General features: G+C 72.2%; 16 protein-coding genes. 3 read left to right on the top strand and 13 right to left on the bottom strand.

All coding sequences use genetic code 11. The features are described 5' to 3' along the window. Window positions 1–112 precede the first annotated feature (112 nt). Together AC5L35_RS11200 and phoH2 are read left to right on the top strand one after the other, a co-directional pair. Complete coding sequence (locus AC5L35_RS11200) at window positions 113–868, top strand: isoprenyl transferase (protein ID WP_495059834.1); 756 nt, start codon at window positions 113–115, stop codon at window positions 866–868. Between the two features lie 456 nt (window positions 869–1324). After that, on the top strand, window positions 1325–2662 hold the full coding sequence (gene phoH2, locus AC5L35_RS11195; RefSeq protein WP_495059515.1) for an RNA 5'-3' helicase PhoH2: 1338 nt from the start codon (window positions 1325–1327) through the stop codon (window positions 2660–2662). 95 nt (window positions 2663–2757) lie between these two features. On the opposite strand, the gene AC5L35_RS11190 is transcribed toward phoH2, so the two are convergent. The 10 genes from AC5L35_RS11190 to glpX all read right to left on the bottom strand — a co-directional run bounded on the left by AC5L35_RS11190 (window position 2758) and on the right by glpX (window position 14671). Beyond that, window positions 2758–4197 (bottom strand): GuaB1 family IMP dehydrogenase-related protein, encoded by a 1440-nt coding sequence (locus AC5L35_RS11190; RefSeq protein ID WP_495059514.1) that lies wholly within the window; start codon window positions 4195–4197, stop codon window positions 2758–2760. A gap of 138 nt (window positions 4198–4335) precedes the next feature. Beyond that, entirely contained in the window at window positions 4336–5844 is a 1509-nt protein-coding gene (locus AC5L35_RS11185) for an ATP-dependent DNA ligase (protein WP_495059513.1), read from the bottom strand. Between the two features lie 113 nt (window positions 5845–5957). Next, window positions 5958–6950 carry an ABC transporter ATP-binding protein gene (locus AC5L35_RS11180; RefSeq protein WP_495059512.1) on the bottom strand — a complete coding sequence of 331 codons (993 nt, stop codon included), beginning with the start codon at window positions 6948–6950 and terminating at the stop codon, window positions 5958–5960. Further along, window positions 6947–7738: an ABC transporter permease gene (locus AC5L35_RS11175; RefSeq protein ID WP_495059511.1), complete on the bottom strand. Its 792-nt coding sequence runs from the start codon at window positions 7736–7738 to the stop codon at window positions 6947–6949. The genes AC5L35_RS11180 and AC5L35_RS11175 overlap by 4 nt, the downstream gene beginning before the upstream one ends. Further along, window positions 7735–8637, bottom strand: coding sequence for an ABC transporter permease (locus AC5L35_RS11170; protein WP_495059510.1), 903 nt, complete (start codon window positions 8635–8637; stop codon window positions 7735–7737). Before AC5L35_RS11170 ends, AC5L35_RS11175 begins: the two co-directional genes overlap by 4 nt. A gap of 8 nt (window positions 8638–8645) precedes the next feature. Then, window positions 8646–9782 (bottom strand): ABC transporter substrate-binding protein, encoded by a 1137-nt coding sequence (locus AC5L35_RS11165; protein WP_495059509.1) that lies wholly within the window; start codon window positions 9780–9782, stop codon window positions 8646–8648. 202 nt (window positions 9783–9984) lie between these two features. After that, window positions 9985–11181 (bottom strand): EAL domain-containing protein, encoded by a 1197-nt coding sequence (locus AC5L35_RS11160; protein WP_495059508.1) that lies wholly within the window; start codon window positions 11179–11181, stop codon window positions 9985–9987. Window positions 11182–11308: 127 nt separating this feature from the next. Beyond that, complete coding sequence (locus AC5L35_RS11155; RefSeq protein WP_495059507.1) at window positions 11309–12715, bottom strand: class II fumarate hydratase; 1407 nt, start codon at window positions 12713–12715, stop codon at window positions 11309–11311. A gap of 64 nt (window positions 12716–12779) precedes the next feature. Further along, window positions 12780–13436 (bottom strand): L,D-transpeptidase, encoded by a 657-nt coding sequence (locus AC5L35_RS11150; RefSeq protein WP_495059506.1) that lies wholly within the window; start codon window positions 13434–13436, stop codon window positions 12780–12782. A gap of 158 nt (window positions 13437–13594) precedes the next feature. Next, window positions 13595–14671, bottom strand: coding sequence for a class II fructose-bisphosphatase (gene glpX, locus AC5L35_RS11145; RefSeq protein ID WP_495059505.1), 1077 nt, complete (start codon window positions 14669–14671; stop codon window positions 13595–13597). 155 nt (window positions 14672–14826) lie between these two features. Here glpX and AC5L35_RS11140 point away from each other — a divergent pair, with 155 nt between their 5' ends. Beyond that, window positions 14827–15486, top strand: a complete 660-nt coding sequence (locus tag AC5L35_RS11140; protein ID WP_495059504.1) for a DUF4245 domain-containing protein — start codon at window positions 14827–14829, stop codon at window positions 15484–15486. 22 nt (window positions 15487–15508) lie between these two features. Here the strand turns inward: AC5L35_RS11140 and AC5L35_RS11135 are convergent, their stop codons facing one another. The 3 genes from AC5L35_RS11135 to AC5L35_RS11125 are packed head-to-tail and all read right to left on the bottom strand — an operon-like array spanning window position 15509 to window position 17684. Continuing rightward, the gene (locus tag AC5L35_RS11135; protein WP_495059503.1) at window positions 15509–15727 is read right to left on the bottom strand and encodes an exodeoxyribonuclease VII small subunit; all 219 of its coding nucleotides are present in this window, start codon (window positions 15725–15727) and stop codon (window positions 15509–15511) included. Further along, window positions 15724–17058 carry an exodeoxyribonuclease VII large subunit gene (gene xseA, locus AC5L35_RS11130; protein ID WP_495059502.1) on the bottom strand — a complete coding sequence of 445 codons (1335 nt, stop codon included), beginning with the start codon at window positions 17056–17058 and terminating at the stop codon, window positions 15724–15726. Before xseA ends, AC5L35_RS11135 begins: the two co-directional genes overlap by 4 nt. After that, window positions 17055–17684: a lipid droplet-associated protein gene (locus tag AC5L35_RS11125; protein WP_495059501.1), complete on the bottom strand. Its 630-nt coding sequence runs from the start codon at window positions 17682–17684 to the stop codon at window positions 17055–17057. The genes xseA and AC5L35_RS11125 overlap by 4 nt, the downstream gene beginning before the upstream one ends. Window positions 17685–17740 lie beyond the last annotated feature (56 nt).

The raw sequence follows: 17740 nt of genomic DNA, 5'->3' as shown, positions 1-17740 counted from the left end.
CACATGTGTACCGGTTTGTGAACAACACCATGCGGTTTTCCGGAGCTGCCGTGCGCCGCAGGGGCCCGTGGCGCCGGGCGTACGCTGACGGCCCGTGGGCGTCCGTGACGTGCTGTACTCGCTGTACGAACGCAAGCTGAGCCACGAGCTGAGCAGAGGCACGGCGGCCAGACCGCGGCATGTCGCTCTGATGCTCGACGGCAATCGTCGGTGGGCGCGCGGCGAGGGTTTCACCGACGTCAACGACGGCCACCGGGTCGGTGCCGCCAAGATCGTCGATCTGCTCGAGTGGTGCGACGAAGCCGGCGTCGAGGTCGTCACCCTGTGGCTGCTGTCCACCGACAACCTCAGCCGGCCTGCGGACGAGCTCGAGCCGCTGCTCGAGATCATCACCAACGTCGTCGACGAGCTGAGCAGCCCCACTGCTCGCTGGCGGCTGCGGATCGTCGGCGCGTTGGAGATGCTCCCGCGCGACATGGCCCACCGGCTCTCCGCCGCGGCGGCCCGCACGGTCGGGCGTCCCGGCCTGGAGCTGAACATCGCTGTCGGCTACGGGGGGCGTCAGGAGATCGCCGACGCCGTCCGCAAGCTGCTGCTCCAGCACGCCGAGTCGGGCACCTCGATCGAGGAGCTGGCCGAGGTGCTGGACGTCGACCACATCGCGGCGCACCTGTACACGTCGGGCCAGCCGGACCCGGACCTGGTGATCCGCACGTCGGGCGAGCAGCGGCTCTCCGGCTTCCTGCTGTGGCAGTCCGCGCACTCCGAGTTCTGGTTCTGCGAGGCGTACTGGCCCGCGTTCCGCCGCGTCGACTTCCTCCGCGCCCTGCGTGACTACGCCGCGCGTCACCGCCGCTTCGGTTCGTGAGCTTCGCCCCACTCCGTCACCGGCTCGAGCGACCGCCAGGTCCGGATAAACGGACAAATGCCGCAGCGTTGACGACAGGCGGTGTTCATTGGGCGATGAGCGGTAGTCCGTTCTGTTAATTCTCGCTGCGAAGTCTCAGGCTGACGCGGTGTTGCTGTTGACCGCACCCGGGTGACCGCCGGTAGCGTTCTCGTCAGCGGCCCGTACCCGATGCGGACCGCTCGGGAGGCCCTGGTCGTGGTGTCACTTGCACCCGAGGGGGCCGGCACCCGGCCCTCGCGGGCGTGGTCGGCGGCGAGCTCCAGGCCGTCGAGAACGCCCCGGCCAAGGCCCGCCGGCCCAACGGTGATGTGGGCGCGGTGTCGCGCTCACCAGGGAGCAATCGTCGGCTGTACTTCCGGAGTCGCCTCGAACGACCCGGGATTCGGCTGAGACGAGCGCTAGCGAGGAGCCTTCGTGACCGACCGTCGTACTGCCCCCGCTTCGCATTCCACCCGCTGCTACGTGCTCGACACCTCCGTGCTGCTGTCCGACCCGTGGTCGCTGACCAGGTTCGACGAGCACGAGGTCGTCCTGCCGCTAGTGGTGATTACCGAACTCGAGGGCAAGCGGCACCACCCGGAACTCGGGTGGTTCGCCCGCACGGCACTGCGCATGCTGGACGAGCTCCGCATCGAGTACGGCCGCCTGGACGCCCCGGTGCCGATCGGCACCGTGGGTGGCACCCTGCACGTCGAGCTCAACCACACGGATCCGGAGGTGCTCCCGGCCGGGTTCCGTACCGACTCCAACGACAGCCGCATCCTTGCATGCGCGCTGAACCTCGCCGCCGAACGCAAGCTCGACGGCCGGGGTGAGGTGGTGCTCGTCAGCAAGGACATGCCGCTGCGTGTGAAGGCGGCCGCCGTCGGGCTGCAGGCCGACGAGTACCACGCACTCGACGTGGTGCCGTCGGGTTGGACGGGGATGACCGACCTGGACGTGACGTCCACCGATGTGGACGCCCTGTTCCGGGACGGCGTGATCGACCACGACGCTGCACGCGACCTTCCGTGCAACACGGGCCTGCGGCTCACGGGCGGCGGTTCGGCTGCCCTGGGCCGGGTGACGTCCGACAAGCGCGTCCGCCTGATCCGCGGCGACCGCGAGGCGTTCGGGCTGCACGGTCGCTCGGCTGAGCAGCGCATCGCCCTGGACCTGCTGCTCGACCCCGAGATCGGGATCGTCTCCCTGGGTGGCCGGGCCGGCACCGGAAAGTCGGCGCTCGCGCTCTGCGCGGGGCTGGAGGCGGTGATGGAGCGCCAGCAGCACCGCAAGGTCGTCGTCTTCCGGCCGCTCTACGCCGTCGGCGGCCAGGAGCTGGGATACCTGCCCGGCAACGAGAGCGAGAAGATGGCGCCGTGGGCGCAGGCCGTCTTCGACACCCTCGGTGCGGTCGTCAGCCAGAACGTGCTCGAGGAGGTCATGGCCCGCGGCATGCTGGAGGTGCTGCCGCTCACGCACATCCGTGGGCGCTCGCTGCACGACAGCTTCGTGATCGTGGACGAGGCTCAGTCGCTGGAACGCAATGTGCTGCTCACGGTGCTGTCCCGGCTGGGAACGGCGTCACGGGTGGTGCTCACCCATGACGTCGCGCAGCGCGACAACCTCCGCGTCGGGCGGCACGACGGCGTCGCGGCGGTGATCGAGAAGCTGAAGGGCCACCCGCTCTTCGCGCACGTCACGCTCACCCGCAGTGAGCGGAGCCCGATCGCCGCGCTGGTGACCGAGATGCTGGAGGGCCCGGCGGCGTAGACGTCGCCACGGCCCGTCGATTGCAGCAAAGCCACTTTCACGCAACCACGTTGCATGAAAGTGGCTTTGCTGCAATCCCCCGGGGCCGCGGGGGGTCACAGGCCGTGCGGGGTGCCCTCCGTGAAGCCTGCTGTGGTCTGCACGCCCACGGCTGCGTGCTCGTGCAGCTCGTCGAGGGTGCGGGCGCCGGCGTAGGTGCACGCCGAGCGCACCCCGGAGCAGATGCCGTCGAGGACGTCCTCGACGCCGGGGCGGGCGGGGTCGAGCAGCTGCCGCGAGCTCGAGATGCCCTCCTCGAACAAGGCCTTGCGGGCCCGCTCGAAGCTGCCGTCGCCGCGGGTACGGGCCCCGACCGCGCGCTTGGACGCCATCCCGAACGACTCCTTGTAGGGGCGCCCGTTCTCGTCGCGCAACAGGTCGCCGGGTGACTCGTAGGTGCCGGCCAGCCAGGACCCGATCATCACGGCGGACGCGCCGGCGGCGAGGGCGAGCGCGACGTCCCGTGGGTGGCGTACGCCGCCGTCGGCCCAGATCCGGACGCCGTGGTCGCGTCCCGCGTCCGCGCACTCGAGCACCGCGGAGAACTGCGGGCGCCCCACGCCGGTCATCATCCGGGTGGTGCACATGGCACCAGGGCCGACGCCGACCTTGATGATGTCGGCGCCCGCCTCCGCGAGGTCGCGCACACCCGTGGCCGTGACCACGTTGCCCGCCACGATCGGCACTGCGGAGCCCGCGTCGGCCACCACCTTCCGGACGGCCCGCAAGGCGTCCAGCATCTTGTCCTGGTGGCCGTGGGCGGTGTCGACGACCAGCACGTCCACCTCCGCGGCCAGCAGCGCCTCGGCCTTGACGGCGACGTCGCCGTTGATGCCGACCGCCGCGGCGGTGCGAAGCCGTCCCCGCGCGTCGAGCGTGGGGGAGTAGATCGCCGAGCGCAGGGCCCCGAGCCCGGTGAGCAGGCCCGCGAGTCGCCCGTCCCCGTCGAGGCCGAGGGCGACCCGCCGCGTGCCGAGTGCGTCGAACACCTCTCGCGGCGGCGTGTCCATCGGCAGCATGACCGGCGAGGGGTCGAGCACGTCGCCCAGCCGCGTGAACCGGTCGACGCCGCTGCAGGCGGCCTCGTCGACCGTGCCGACCGGCCGGCCGTCCTCGTCGACCACGACGACCGCGCCGTGGGCGCGCTTGGACAGGAGGTTGAGCGCGTCCGCCACCGCGTCGGCGGGAGTGAGCACGAGCGGGGTGTCCCAGACGGGGTGCCGGGCCTTGATCCAGGCGACGATCTCGGCAACCGCGTCGGAAGCGACGTCCTGCGGTAGCACGGTGAGTGCTCCGCGGCGGGCCAGTGTCTCGGCCATCCGCCTGCCCGCGACCGCCGTCATGTTGGCCGCGACGACCGGGACCGTGGCCCCGGAGCCGTCGGCGGTGGTGAGGTCGACGTCGAACCGCGAGGCCACGGATGACCGGCCCGGAACGAGGAAGACGTCGTCATAGGTCAGGTCGTGGTGGGGCTCCTGGCCCTCGAGGAAGCGCACGAGAAGACGACGTTACGCCCGTAGGCCGCATCGCGCTCCCCGTCCGGCGGCGAATCGGCTACCGAACCGGCTGATCGGCCATCGACTGTGCGTTCAGGCCGACCAGCGCTCAGGCGGTATGAGACCGCCGCCCGGGCATCACTCCCGCAGCAGCGCGCGCACGGCGTCGATCGTGTCGGCCTCCGCGGGGGTCTTGTCGGGCCGGTAGCGCAGCACCCTGGCGAACCGCAGCGCGACGCCGCCCGGGTAACGGGGGCTGCGCTGGGCGCCGTCGAGCTCGATCTCGACCACGAGCTCGGGCCGCAGCAGGACCACGTGGTCCGACCGCTCCCGAGCCAGGGCGGGGAACGTGCTGGTCTGCCACGCGAGCAGCTCGTCGGTCATGCCCTTGAAGGTCTTGCCGACCATGATCGGCTCGCCGCCGTCGGGATCGCGGGCGCCGAGATGGATGTTGGAGAGCTGCCGGGAGCGGCGGCCGTGGCCCCACTCCGCGCCGAGCACCACGAGGTCGAGCGTGTGCACCGGCTTGACCTTCTGCCACGCCCGGCCACGCCGGCCCGCCGCGTACGGCGCGTCGAGCGACTTGACCATGACGCCTTCGTGGCCTGCGGCGATCGCCTGGTCGAGCAAGGCGGCGGCCTCCTCCGGGGTGGGGGAGAGCAGGCCAGGCATGCGGTGGCTGCCGACCGCGGTCTCGAGGGCGTCGAGCCGCCGGGAGAGTGGTGCGTCGAGCAGGTCGGTGCCGTCGAGGTGCAGGCAGTCGAAGAAGAACGGCTGTAACAGCAGCTCGCCCGCCGCCGCGCCGAACCGGCTCATGGTCTCCTGGAACGGGCGGGGGCCGCCGTCGTCGCGCAGCGCGAGCGTCTCCCCGTCGAGCACCACCGAACGGCACGGCAGGGCCCGCACCAGCTCGACCAGCTCCGGAACGCTGGGCGTGATCTCGCGCAGCGTGCGTGTCCACACCCGCACGTCGGGACCGTGGCGATGGACCTGGATGCGGGCGCCGTCGAGCTTGTACTCGACGCTCGCGCGGGGCCCGATCTCCGCCAGCGCGGCGTCGAGCGCCTCGGCTGGCGAGGCCAGCATGGGCCGCACCGGCCTGCCGACCTGCAGCCTGACGGCGTCGAGGCCCGCGACGCCCTCGGTGAGCGCCAGCCGGGCGGTGTCGGGGAGCCGGCCGGAGAGCATGAAGGCGCGCCGGACCGCGGTCGCGGGGACCTCGGCGGCCGCGGCGACGGACTCCAGCATGACGCCCTCCAGGGCGCCCTGGCGCAGCTCGCCGGTGAGCAACCGGCGCAGGAACGCCTGCTCATCGGCGGTGGCGGCACCGAACAGCTCCGCGAGCAGCGCGGCTCGCCGGGCCGTGGAGCCGGTACCCGTGGTGGCGGCGAGGGTGTCGAGCATGGCCTCGACCGCGGCCACCTCCAGCCCAGGCTCGGCGACGGGCGCGGCGTCGATCCCGGCGAGCGTGCGCCAGCCGGTGCCGAGGCGGCTCTGCCGGGGCTCGCCCGCCAGCCAGGCGGTGGCGGGCTCGACCTCGTGGGGCTCCGCGCTGCGCAGCAGGGCGGCCAGCGTGGCCGTCTTCGCCGTGCGGGAGCGCGTGGCCCCTACCGCGGCGGAGGCGGAGACGACGTCGGCGAGCAGCACGGACCCATCCTGGCAGCGCACACCGACACTGGATGGCCCCGTGGTTCAGGAAAGCCACTTTCCTGCCCGCAGAGGGCCTGAAAGTGGCTTTCCTGAACTTTGGGTGGGGACTCCTACGGGGCCAGGGTGACGGTCGTCGGCTCTCCTGCTGCCGGGAGGTCGGGCCGGCTCGTGACGTCGACGATCAGCTCGCCGACCTCGGTGGTGACCACGAGCCGGGTGACCGCACCGAGGAACGTGCTCGTGAGCACGGTGGCGGGCAGCCCGTCCGGGTCGCCGACGGCGAGCCCTTCCGGACGCACCTGACGCGTTTCCGCGCCGGGCCGGATCCGGCCGTCCACGACGGGGACGTGGTTGGTGACCCCGACGAACTCGGCGACGAACTCGGTGGCGGGCCGGGTGTACACCTCCTGCGGGGTGTCCACCTGCTCGAGGCGTCCCTTGTTGAGCACGGCCACGCGGTCCGCCACGGCGAGGGCCTCCGCCTGGTCGTGCGTGACGAAGAGCGTGGTGATGCCCTCGGCCAGCTGCACGCGCCGGATCTCGTCGCGCAGTTGGACGCGCACGCGCGCGTCGAGTGCCGAGAGCGGCTCGTCGAGCAGCAGCACCGACGGCGAGACGGCCAGCGCCCGGGCCAGCGCGACGCGCTGCTGCTGACCGCCGGACATCTCGTGCGGGTACGAACCGCCCCGGTCGCCGAGCCCCACGACCTCGAGCAGCTCCGCTGCCCGCTTGGCCCGCTCCGCCGCGCCCACGCGGCGCATGCGCAGCCCGAACGCCACGTTCTCCGCAGCCGTCATCGTCGGGAACAGGCTGTAGGCCTGGAACACCATGCCGGTGTCACGCTTCGACGCCGGGATGCCGGTGACGTCCTTGCCACCGATCAGGACCTGGCCCGACGTCGGGGTGTCGAAGCCGGCCAGCAGCCGCAGCGCGGTGGTCTTCCCGCACCCGGACGGCCCCAGCAGGGCGAGCAGCTCGCCGGGCTTCAACGCCAGGTCGAGCCCGTCGAGGGCGTGGGCGCTGCCGTAGGTGCGCCGCAGGGCACGGAACTCCACGGCGGTGCCGCGTTCCGTCGCCTGCGGTGCGGTGATGACGTCGGTCATGCGGAGGTCCTCCTCGAACGGGTGCGGCCGCCACCGGCGAACGACACCGCCAGCAGCAGCACCCAGGTGAACAGCAGGCTGGCCAGTGACAACGCCACCGAGACGCCCGCGGCGCTGCGCCCCACCTCGACGACGGCGATGGGGAACGTGTCGGTGTAGAGCAGGATGCGGGCGATGACGATCTCGCCGAGCACCAGGGCGAGGGTCAGGAACGCGGCGCCGAGCACGGCGGTGCGGATGGCCGGCAGGACCACGCGCACCAGCGCCGACGGCAGGCCCGCGCCCAGGTTGCGGGCCGCCTCCACGAGCGTGCGCAGCGGGATCGCGGCGAGCCCGTTGTCCACCGCCCGGTAGGCGAACGGGAGCGCGAGCACCACGTAGAACGGGGTGAGCGCGGTGGTGGACGAGGCGAACAGGGTGCGGAACACCGGGCCGCCGAGGTTGGCCTGCACGAACGCGATGCCGGCCGCCATCACGACCGGCGGGACGACGATCGGCAGGATCGTGGCGCTCTCCAGCAACCCGGCCACCGAGGGGAAGCGCAGGCGTACCCACACGGCTGTGGGTATGACGAGCACGAGCACCACCACGGCGGTGAGCACGGCGATCTGCAACGACGTGAGCAGCGAGGTGAGCAGCACGTCGTCGTGGGCGATCGCCAGGTAGTTGCCCAGCCCGTAGCCGCCGCCGGGGACGCGGAGGCTGAACTCGGCTGCCGACAGCAGCGGCACCAGGAAGTAGATCGCCGCGATCGTGAGGACGACGACGCGCCAGCGCCGCCCCCTCACCGTGCGCTCCAGCGAGCGGCCCTGCGCTGCAGGAACAGGTAGCCGACCATCACGACCGCGATGACGACCACCATGTCGAAGCCGAGCGCGAGCCCGACGTTCTGCTGGTTGGCGAGCACGTTGCCCGACAGCGCGGACGCGATCGCGGTGGGCAGCAGCGGGATCGAGCCGCTGGTGAGCGCCAGCGCGGTGGCGTAGGCCGCGAAGGCGTTGCCGAACAGCACGAGCGTGGCCCCGCCCAGTGCGGGCGCGAGCACCGGGAACGCGACGTGCCGCCAGTACGTCCACGCCGACGCGCCGAGGTTCTCGGCCGCCTCGCGCCACTGCGGGAGCAGCCCTTCGAGGGCCGGCGTGATCAGGATGACCATCAGCGGCACCTGGAAGTAGACGTAGGTGAGACCCAGGCCGGTGAGCGAGTCGATCCGGAACCCACCTGCGTAGAGGTCGATGCCGATGCCACGCAGGAAGATCGTGGCGAGCCCGGTCTGGCCGAGCGCGGCGATGAAGGCGAAGGCGAGCGGCACGCCACCGAAGTAGGCGAGCACGCCGGACGCCGTGGCGACGATCCGGCGCAACGGGCTGTCGGGGCGCCCGGTGAGCACGGCCTGGGCGAGGAACGTGCCGAACACGGCGCCGATCACGGCCGTGATGGCCGAGAGCAGCAGGCTCGACAGGAACGCCGCCCGGTACTGCGGCTCGGTGATCGAGGCGAGCACGTTGGCCGCGGTCGGGCGGCCGTCCGGGTCGGAGAAGGCACCGCTGATCACGAAGAAGAGTGGGCCACCGAGGAACACCAGCATGTAGCCGAGGAACGGCAGCAGCCCCAGCGCCGCCGCCCAGGAACGGGTGGATCGCACCCGTTCCGGGGGAGCGGCGGGGGCCTCGAGCAGTGCGGTCATCTCTGCTCCTAGGAGGTGGCCCCGGACCAGCCCTCGGCGACGACCTTCTGCGCCGCGTCGGTCTGGGCCTGCGTCGGGAACTTCGGCTCACCGCTCACCGGCGGCAGTGCCGCGGCGAGGTCCTTGTCGACGGTGCCGGCGTCCGTCATCGCCTGCAGCCGCACCGGGCGGGCCTTGCCTGCCAGCCAGAGGTTCTGGCCCTCGTCGGAGTAGAGGAACTCCTGCCAGAGCCGGGCCGCGGCGGGGTGCGGGGCGTTCTTGTTGATCGCCTGCGTGTAGTACTGCGCGAAGAGACCGTCCGACGGCACCGCGACCTTCCACTCGAACGACGCCTTGACCTTCTCGGCCTGCGCGACGTTCAGGTAGTCCCAGTCGAGGACGATCGGGGTCTGTCCACTCTCGACGGTGGCGGGCGTGGGGTCGACCTTCAGGAGGTTGCCGCCCTTGGCGAGCTTGCTCCAGTACGCGACGCCGGGGGAGATGTCGTCGAGCGAGCCGCCGTTGGCCAGCGCTGCCGCCCAGACACCCGCGAAGGCCGCCGCGGCCTGCGTGGGGTCACCGTTGAGCGCCACCTTGCCCGCGTAGTCCGGCTTGGCGAGGTCGGCGAACGTGGTGGGGCAGACCGGCACCAGCTTCGCGTTGCAGCCGATGGACATGAAGCCGCCGTAGTCGTTGACCCAGGCGCCTCCTGCGTCCTTGTTCCCGGCCGGGATCGAGTCCCAGGTCTGCACCTGGTACGGCGCGAAGAGCGGGGTGTTGCCGGTGGCGAAGGACTGCCCGAGGTCGAGCACGTCGGGCGCCCGGTCCTGGGTGCCCAGCTGCTGGACGGCGTTGATCTCGTCCTGGCTGCTGCCCTCGGGGTTCGCAGAGTTGACCTTGATGCCGTACTTGTCGCCGAAGGCCTTGATGATGGCGCCGTAGTTGGCCCAGTCCGGCGGGAGCGCGATGACGTTGAGCTGGCCCTCGGCCTTCGCGGCGGTGACGAGCGCGTCGAACCCGCCACCTGTCTGGGCCGACGTCGCGGTGGCCCAGCCGGTACCGCCGGCGGCGTCCGTGCTGGTCGAGCCGCCTGAGCTCACGCATCCGGCCGCGCTCAACGCCAGCGCGGCGCCGATCGCGGCCACCAGTACGCGGCGTGCGGTCATGGGGAGCTCCTTCTTCACTGACTGATTCACCCGATGGAGACGCCGCAGCCTGCACTGTTGACATTTCGGCCGCGTGGCGATCACCCGTCTGGGGAATGTAGCGGCGGGTACGGCCGGATTGCGAGACCTCGCCACGCTCGCGGCCACGTCCGGTATCCCCTCGTGACCTGCGCGAGACGGCGTGCCGGAGGGCCGACCATGATCAGGCGGCGGACGGGTTCCCGGTGGCTTCCTGCAGCAGATCGGTGACACGCACGATCCCGCTGCAGACGCGGCTTGCGTCGAGCAGCACGAGGTCGTCGTAGCTGCGGCTGCGGTCACCGGACAGGCAGAACTTCAGCGCGCTGTGCACGTCCGTGGTGGCGGGGATCGTGCGCGGCTCCTCCGCGAGTGCGATCGCAGGCCGGTTCGCGTACAGCGCCCGGCCGAACGGGCCCGAGATGGCCAGCATGAACCGGTTGCGGTCGAGGAAGCCGGTGGGCTGTCCGTTCACATCGAGCAGCACGACGCAGCCGGTCTGCGGGTGGTCGGCGAGCGCCTGGCGCACCTTCTCGGCGGTCACCGACTCCGGCAGCGCCACCGCGGCCTGCGCGAGGTCGGCCACGGACTGACGCGGACGTTGCTGTTCGAGGGGGGCGGTCTCCGGGCCACCGGGTGGGGGATGCGGGGCGCGGGTCCGGGGCATGAGCTCCACCGGGAGCAGGATCCCGCTCGTCGAGGGGCGCCTGCGCGGTTCGGCGAGCAGGGGTCCCTGGGCCCAGGGGATGCCGTGGTCGCGCACGGCGGCGAGCTGCTCCGGCGTGCTCACCCCGGTGGCGGACACCCGCACGCCGACCACGCGGCACACGTCGAGCAGGGCCTGCACCACGGCACGTGCTCGCGGCACGTGCGGCATCCGCGCGACGAGCGCCGGGTCGATCTTGACGAGGTCCGGTTCGAGCTCGGCGATGAGATCGAGCCCGAAGCCGCGGCTCACCGCGTCGAAGCCGATGCCGAAGCCGTCGGCCCGCAGCTCGGCGACCCCCTCGGCGAGGGCGTCGGGCGGCGCGGCCGACAACGCGGGGTTGATCTCCAGCAGGATCGGCGGGGTGAACCCCGCGGGGTCCCGGTTGCGGAGCGAGGTGCGCACCTGCGCCACGCGCCGCCTGGCCGCCACCACCGTGTCGGCCAGGACGTCGACGTGCAGCGGCACCGTCGCGTCGTACTCCGTGCCGTACAGCACCGACGCGATCGCGATGCCCGAGTCGAACTCCGCGAGCTGCCGGGTGCCCCACACGGACTGGCGGGCGACCACCTCGATCTGGTCACGCGCTTGGCAGCGGCGCACCTCCATGCCCACCGGACGGCCATTCACCAGGTTCAGCAGCGGCTCGAACGTGAACCTGCCGTAGTCGCTCACCAGGTTCTCCCTCCGCTACTTGCCTCCGCATGCAATCACGTGGTGTAGCGAAAAGGGTGAACATCGGGTGAATCATCACGCAGTGCGACGAGCTTCGAGCCGTGTGGGTGAAACCTCCCCCGTCGCGTCAGGAGGTTTTGCTGCCGCGGGCCATCGTCAGGACGTCGAGAGCGGCGTCGAGCTGGTCGGCCGTGAGCTTGCCCGAGTCGACGTGCCCGCGCTCCAGCACCACCTCGCGGATCGTCTTGCGCTCCTTCAGCGACTGCTTGGCGATCGACGCCGCCTCCTCGTAGCCGAGGTAGCGGTTGAGCGGAGTGACCACGGAGGGCGACGACTCGGCGAACTCCCGGGCGCGGTCCGCGTCGGCCTCGGTGCCGGCCACCACCTTGTCGGCGAGCAGGCGGGCCGCGGCGGCGAGCAGGCGCGCCGACTCCAGCACGTTGCGCGCCATCACCGGCATCATCACGTTCAGCTGGAGGTTGCCCTGGCTGCCCGAGAAGGCGACGGTGGCGTCGTTCCCGATCACCTGGGCGGCCACCATCATCGTGGCCTCGCAGATCACCGGGTTGACCTTCCCCGGCATGATCGAGCTGCCCGGCTGCAGGTCAGGCAGGTGCAGCTCGGCGAGCCCGGTACGTGGCCCCGACCCGAGCCAGCGGATGTCGTTGGCGATCTTGAACAGCGACACGGCCACGCCGCGGAGCGCACCGGAGGCCTCCACGAGCCCGTCGCGCGCGCCCTGCGCCTCCATGTGGTCGCCCGCCTCGGACAGTGCGTCGAGTCCGGTGGCCGTCCTGAGCTCCTCGACGACGGCGCCGCCGAACCCGTCGGGCGCGTTGAGTCCGGTGCCCACCGCGGTGCCGCCGATGGGCAGCTGCCCGAGCCGCGGGAGCGTGTCGCGCAACCGGGCGGCGCCGTACTCGGCCTGCGTCGCCCAGCCACCGGCCTCCTGGCCGAGGGTGATCGGCACGGCGTCCATCAGGTGGGTGCGCCCGGCCTTGACGACCTCGGCCCAGTCGTCGGCGCGCCGGCGCAGCGTGCCCGCGAGGTGCTCCAGCGCCGGGATGACCTCGGTGACGAGCGCTTCGGTGGCCGCGAGGTGGATCGTGGTCGGGAACACGTCGTTGGACGACTGCGACGCGTTGACGTGGTCGTTCGGGTGCACCTCGACGCCGGCGCCTGCCGCGACGGAGGCGATCACCTCGTTGGCGTTCATGTTGGAGCTGGTGCCCGAGCCGGTCTGGAACACGTCGACGGGGAAGTGCGCGTCGTGCTTCCCGGCGGCCACCTCGTCGGCGGCGGCGGCGATGGCCTCGGCGAGCTCGGGTGCGAGCACCCCGATCCGCCCGTTGACGCGCGCGGCGGCGCCCTTGACCAGGCCCAGCGCGCGGATCTGGGCCCGTTCGAGGCCTCGACCGGAGATGGGGAAGTTCTCGACGGCACGCTGGGTCTGGGCCCGCCACAGCGCGTCGGCGGGCACCTTCACCTCGCCCATCGTGTCGTGTTCGATGCGGAAGGCGGCGTCGTCGCTCATGTGGCCCAGTCTTCTCGTACCGGTAGGGACGCGCAGCGGAGAGTGCCCGACGGCACCAAACCGGCTAGCGTGCCACCTGCACGACGTCGCCGACGCCCAGCGAGGCGAAGAACTTCTGCGCGGCGGCACGCGAGAGGTGGATGCACCCGTGCGAGAGCTGCTTCAGACTGCCCTGGTGGAAGGCGATGCCGCCGTTGAAGAACACCGAGTACGGCATCGGGGCGTTGTCGTAGATCGAGCTGCGGTGGTTGATGCTCTTGAACGACACCTTGAAGGTGCCGGGCGGTGTGCGGTAGCCGGCGCGCCCGTGGGTGATCGGGACGGGGCCGTACTTCACGACACCGCCGCTGATCAGCCAGGCGCGGTTGGCCGACAGGTCGATGCATGCGTCGGCCGTGGACATGCAGGGGGTACCGGGCACCGCCCGGGGCCTGACCGGGACGGCCGCCGGGGCCGGGCGAGCCGGGGCTGCCGGTGCCGGGACAGCGACGGGGGCGGAGGCCGGGGCGGCTGCCGGTACCGGAGCGACAGCCTGTGCGACCGGCGGCGCTACGGCGCCATGCTGCACGACGGCCCCGGCGGTGGACACGGAGTTGGCGGGCACCATGAGGGCCGCCGAGACGATCGCGACGCTGGTGGGCGCGGTGCCGGCCGCCGCGCCGCTGAGCAGGGCCGTGAGGACCACCGCCCCGATGATCCCCAACAGCTTCAGCGCGCGCATGCCGAACTCCCGTGCTCGATACCCAGCTGACCGGCCGTGGGCCCCCGTGCGCACCCCAGCGCGGCCGGTCCTTTGAGCATCGGTCGTCGGCCCGTCCCGATCAAGGCTGGGGGCGCGAGTGCCTGCTCACGATTCCATTACGGAATGCATTGTTTCAGCTACGGAAGAGGAGGGGCAGAGTGCTCGACGGCGGCGAGTTGCTCATCGGACAGATCGAAGTCCACCGAGGAGTACTCGCGCAGCTTGGTCAGCCGGTGGTAGCCGTCGATCATCCGGACGGTGCCGGACTTCGACCGCATCACGATCGACTGCGTGGTGCAGCCACCCGCGCGGTAGTGCACGCCGCGCAGCAGGTCGCCGTCGGTGATGCCGGTGGCGCAGAAGAACACGTTGTCGCCGCGCACGAGATCGTCGGTGGTGAGCACCCGGTCGAGGTCGTGGCCCGCGTCGACGGCCTTGGCGCGCTCGTCGTCGTCGGTGGGCCAGAGCCTGCCCTGCATCGCGCCGCCCATGCACTTCATCGCGGCCGCCGTGATGATGCCCTCCGGGGTGCCGCCGATGCCGTAGAGCAGGTCGACACCGGTGTTGGGGCGGGCGGCGGAGATCGCGCCTGCCACGTCGCCGTCGGAGATGAAGTGGATGCGCGCACCCGTGCGGCGGATCTCCTTCACCAGCGACTCGTGACGTGGCCGGTCGAGTACGCACACCGTGACGTCGGTGACGTCGAGGTGCTTGGCCCTCGCGACGCGGCGGATGTTCTCCCCCACCGGGACGGTGATGTCGATGACGTCCGCGGCCTCGGGGCCCACCGCGAGCTTCTCCATGTAGAACACGGCCGACGGGTCGAACATCGCGCCGCGTTCGGCCACGGCGAGCACGGCCACCGAGTTGGGCATGCCCTTCGCCATCAGCGTGGTGCCGTCGATCGGGTCGACGGCGACGTCGCACCACGGGCCCTCGCCGTTGCCGACCTCCTCACCGTTGAACAGCATGGGCGCCTCGTCCTTCTCGCCCTCGCCGATCACGACGACGCCGCGCATCGACACGCTGCCGATGAGCTGGCGCATGGCGTCGACGGCCGCACCGTCACCGCCGTTCTTGTCGCCGCGGCCCACCCAGCGCCCGGCGGCCATGGCTGCGGCCTCGGTGACGCGGACGAGCTCCATCGCCAGGTTGCGATCGGGTGCCTCCCGACGCCGTTCGCGCGCGGTGGTCCCGTTCTCCGAAGCACTCATCTGCGGCTCCTCCTCCTGATGGCGAGCACGTGCGGTGCCCGTGGGGGCCGTTGGGATCGCTCCTGATCCTGGCAGATCGGCATCACCAACGGTGGTCAAGACGCCGGAAAGCGGCGCGGCTGAGACGATGCGCACGTGCTGGGACGATGGGTGCCGTGACCTCCGACCCCGACCTGCCGCCTCGGCCGACCGCCCGCCCCGACCCCGGCCCGCCGTCGAAACCGCCGCGGTCGGCGATGACCATGCGCGACATGCTCGTGGCGCTGGGCGTGCTGATCGTCGTGGTGATCGCCATTGCCGGGCTGCAGGGGTCGTGGTCGTTCGCGCCGGGCGGGCCGACCGTCGACCCCGGCGCCGTCCCGGTGGTCGACGCTCCTGCCGAGCTGCGCCAGCTCGCGCCGAATGTGCCGTTCCCCGTGCGGGTCCCGGCGGTGCCGGCGGACTGGCGGTCGAACTCCGTGGACCAGGACCCCGTGGACGGGGGCGGGAAGGCCGTGCAGGTCGGCTACATCACGCCGGACGGCCGCTTCCTGAGCCTGCTGCAGAGCGACGCGTCCGAGCAGGCGCTGCTGGCCGTCGTGGCCGGTAAGGAAGCCGTGCCGGGGCGCGGCCCGGTGGACGTCGACGGGCAGCAGTGGGTCGCCTACGGCGGGCAGGGCACGTCCGGCCCGCGGGACGAGCCGATCTGGATCACCGAGGTCGCGACGCCGGGCGGTGCGCCGGTGCGGATGCTGATCACGGGCAGCGGGTCCGAGGAGTCGTTCCGCACCCTGGCCGAAGCAGCACAGACGAGCACCCCGATCCCTCCCCGCTGAGCGGCCCCGCATGGGGGGTGGCTCAGTCGGTGGCGTCGGTCGCGTCCAGGACCTTCTGGACGCGTTCCCGGGCGCCTGCCAGCTGCTGCTCGCACCGGCGGGCGAGGGCCTCGCCCCGCTCCCACAGCGCCACCGACTCGTCCAGGCCGAGCCCGCCCGTCTCCAGAGCGCGCACCACCTCGGCGAGCTCGTCGCGGGCCTGCTCGTAGCCCAGCCCGTCGACGCCAGGCTGTTCGGTCATGTCGTGCTCGCCTTTCTCTTCCGGGTACGCGGCGGCTTCGCCGTATCGCCATCGGCGGCCCCGTCGCCTGCGCCGCGGTCGGTGCTGCCGGGTGCGCTGTCGTCCGCCACGGTGGCCGCGACCGCCCCGTCGGCCACCCGGATCCGCAGCCGGGCTCCCGGCTCCACCTCGGTGGTCGACCGCAGGACCGGGAGCACCGCGCCCGGCTCGGTGCCGTCGGGCACGCGTTGCACCACGGCGTATCCGCGGGCCAGCGTCGCGGCCGGACCGAGCGTCGTCAACCGTGCCCGGACGTGGTCCAGGTCGCTGCCCCGGCGGTCGAGGCCGCGCACGAGGCAGGCACGGGCCGCCTCGCGCAGCCGCTCGACCTCCGCGACGCGTCCGTCGAGTGCCTGCAGCGGGTCGGCCAGCACCGGCCGTCCACGCAGCGCGGTGAGCAGCCGCTGTTCGCGGTCCACCCAGCCGGCGAGCGCACGCCGGGCGCGGTCGCGCAGCCCCGCGATGCGCGCGGTCTCCTCGGCCAGGTCCGGAACGAGACGGCGCCCCGCCTCCGTCGGCGTGGAGCACCGGACGTCGGCGACGTGGTCGACCAGCGGGGTGTCCGGCTCGTGGCCGATCGCCGACACCACAGGGGTGCGGCAGGCAGCGACGGCCCGGCACAGCGTCTCGTCGGAGAACGGGAGCAGGTCCTCGACGCTGCCGCCGCCACGGGCCAGCACGATCACGTCGACCTGCGGGTCGCGGTCCAGCACGGCGAGCGCGTCGACGATCTGCGGAACGGCCAGCGCGCCCTGGGTGGCGGTGTGCTCGATCCGGAAGCGGACCGACGGCCAGCGTGCCGTCGCGTTCGACACGACGTCGTGCTCAGCCGCCGACGCCCGGCCGGTGACGAGCCCGATGCAGCCGGGCAGGAACGGCGGCCGGCGCTTGCGGGCCGGGTCGAACAGTCCTTCGGCCGCCAGCAGCTTGCGCAGGCGCTCGATCCGCGCGAGCAGCTCCCCGATACCGACGGCGCGGATCTGGTCGACGCGCAGGCTGAGCGTGCCCCGTCCGAGGAAGAACGACGGCTTCCCGTGGACGACGACCCGGTTGCCCTCGGCCACCGCAGGACCGCCGTCACGCACCAGGCCGATCGGCGCCGTCAGCTGCAGCGACACGTCCGCGGCCGGGTCGCGCAGCACCAGGAACGCGGTGCCGGTGCCGGCGCGGGCGGTGACCTGGGCGAGCTGGCCCTCCACCCACACCGCCCCGAGCCGGTCGATCCATTCGGCGATCTTCCTGGCGACCGTGCGGACGGGCCACGGCTGCTCGGGGGAGTTCGGCTGGGTCACCCTTCGGTGACCGTGGTGATCCGGTTCGAGAGCATCGTGACGAACGGCGGACGGTTGTCGTGGGTGGTCTCCCAGTCCAGGAGCGCCCGCAGGTCCTCCACGCCGAGGTGGCGCAGCCGGCCGCGCAGCTGGGGGATCGTCAGCTCCCGGTAGCCGGGCAGGACGTTCGGTCCCGCGCTCCCGGCGACGGTGGTGCCGGACTTCTGGGGAGAGGCATGACCCGCCGCGGTGGCAGTGGTCTCGGCCGCGACCTCGGCTGCCGTCTCCACCACCTTCTCGGGCTCCGCGGGAGCCGGTGCGGGCTCGGCGGCGATGGTGACCACGGCGTCCCGCGCCCGTTGGTGCAGCTCGCTGACGTTGCTCCCGCCGTTGTGTTCCACCGGCTCCTCGTCGTCGAAGACGGCCCAGCTCGGCCGCTCCTCGACCGGACGCAGCGTGCCGAGGGCGCGATCACCCTTGATCGCCAGCTCGGTGACCTTCTGCTGCACGCGCATGGACGCCTGCAGGGCCTGGCTCACCGCGGTGACGGGGAGCTCGACGACGAGTCGGGGCAGGTCACGGGCCTGCTCCACGGCGGTGGCGACAAGACCGGCGGCAATCCGCACCGGCAGCGGCAGCGGGCTCATGCCTCCAGTCTCCCCTGCCGGGTGCCGGGGAGCAGCCTGGGGGTTTCGCGTGGTGC

It is taken from the genome of Pseudonocardia sp. OZ21 (assembly GCF_059359135.1).
The sequence above is the reverse complement of the archived record's forward strand: the minus strand, read 5'-3'. Positions and strand labels throughout refer to the sequence as shown.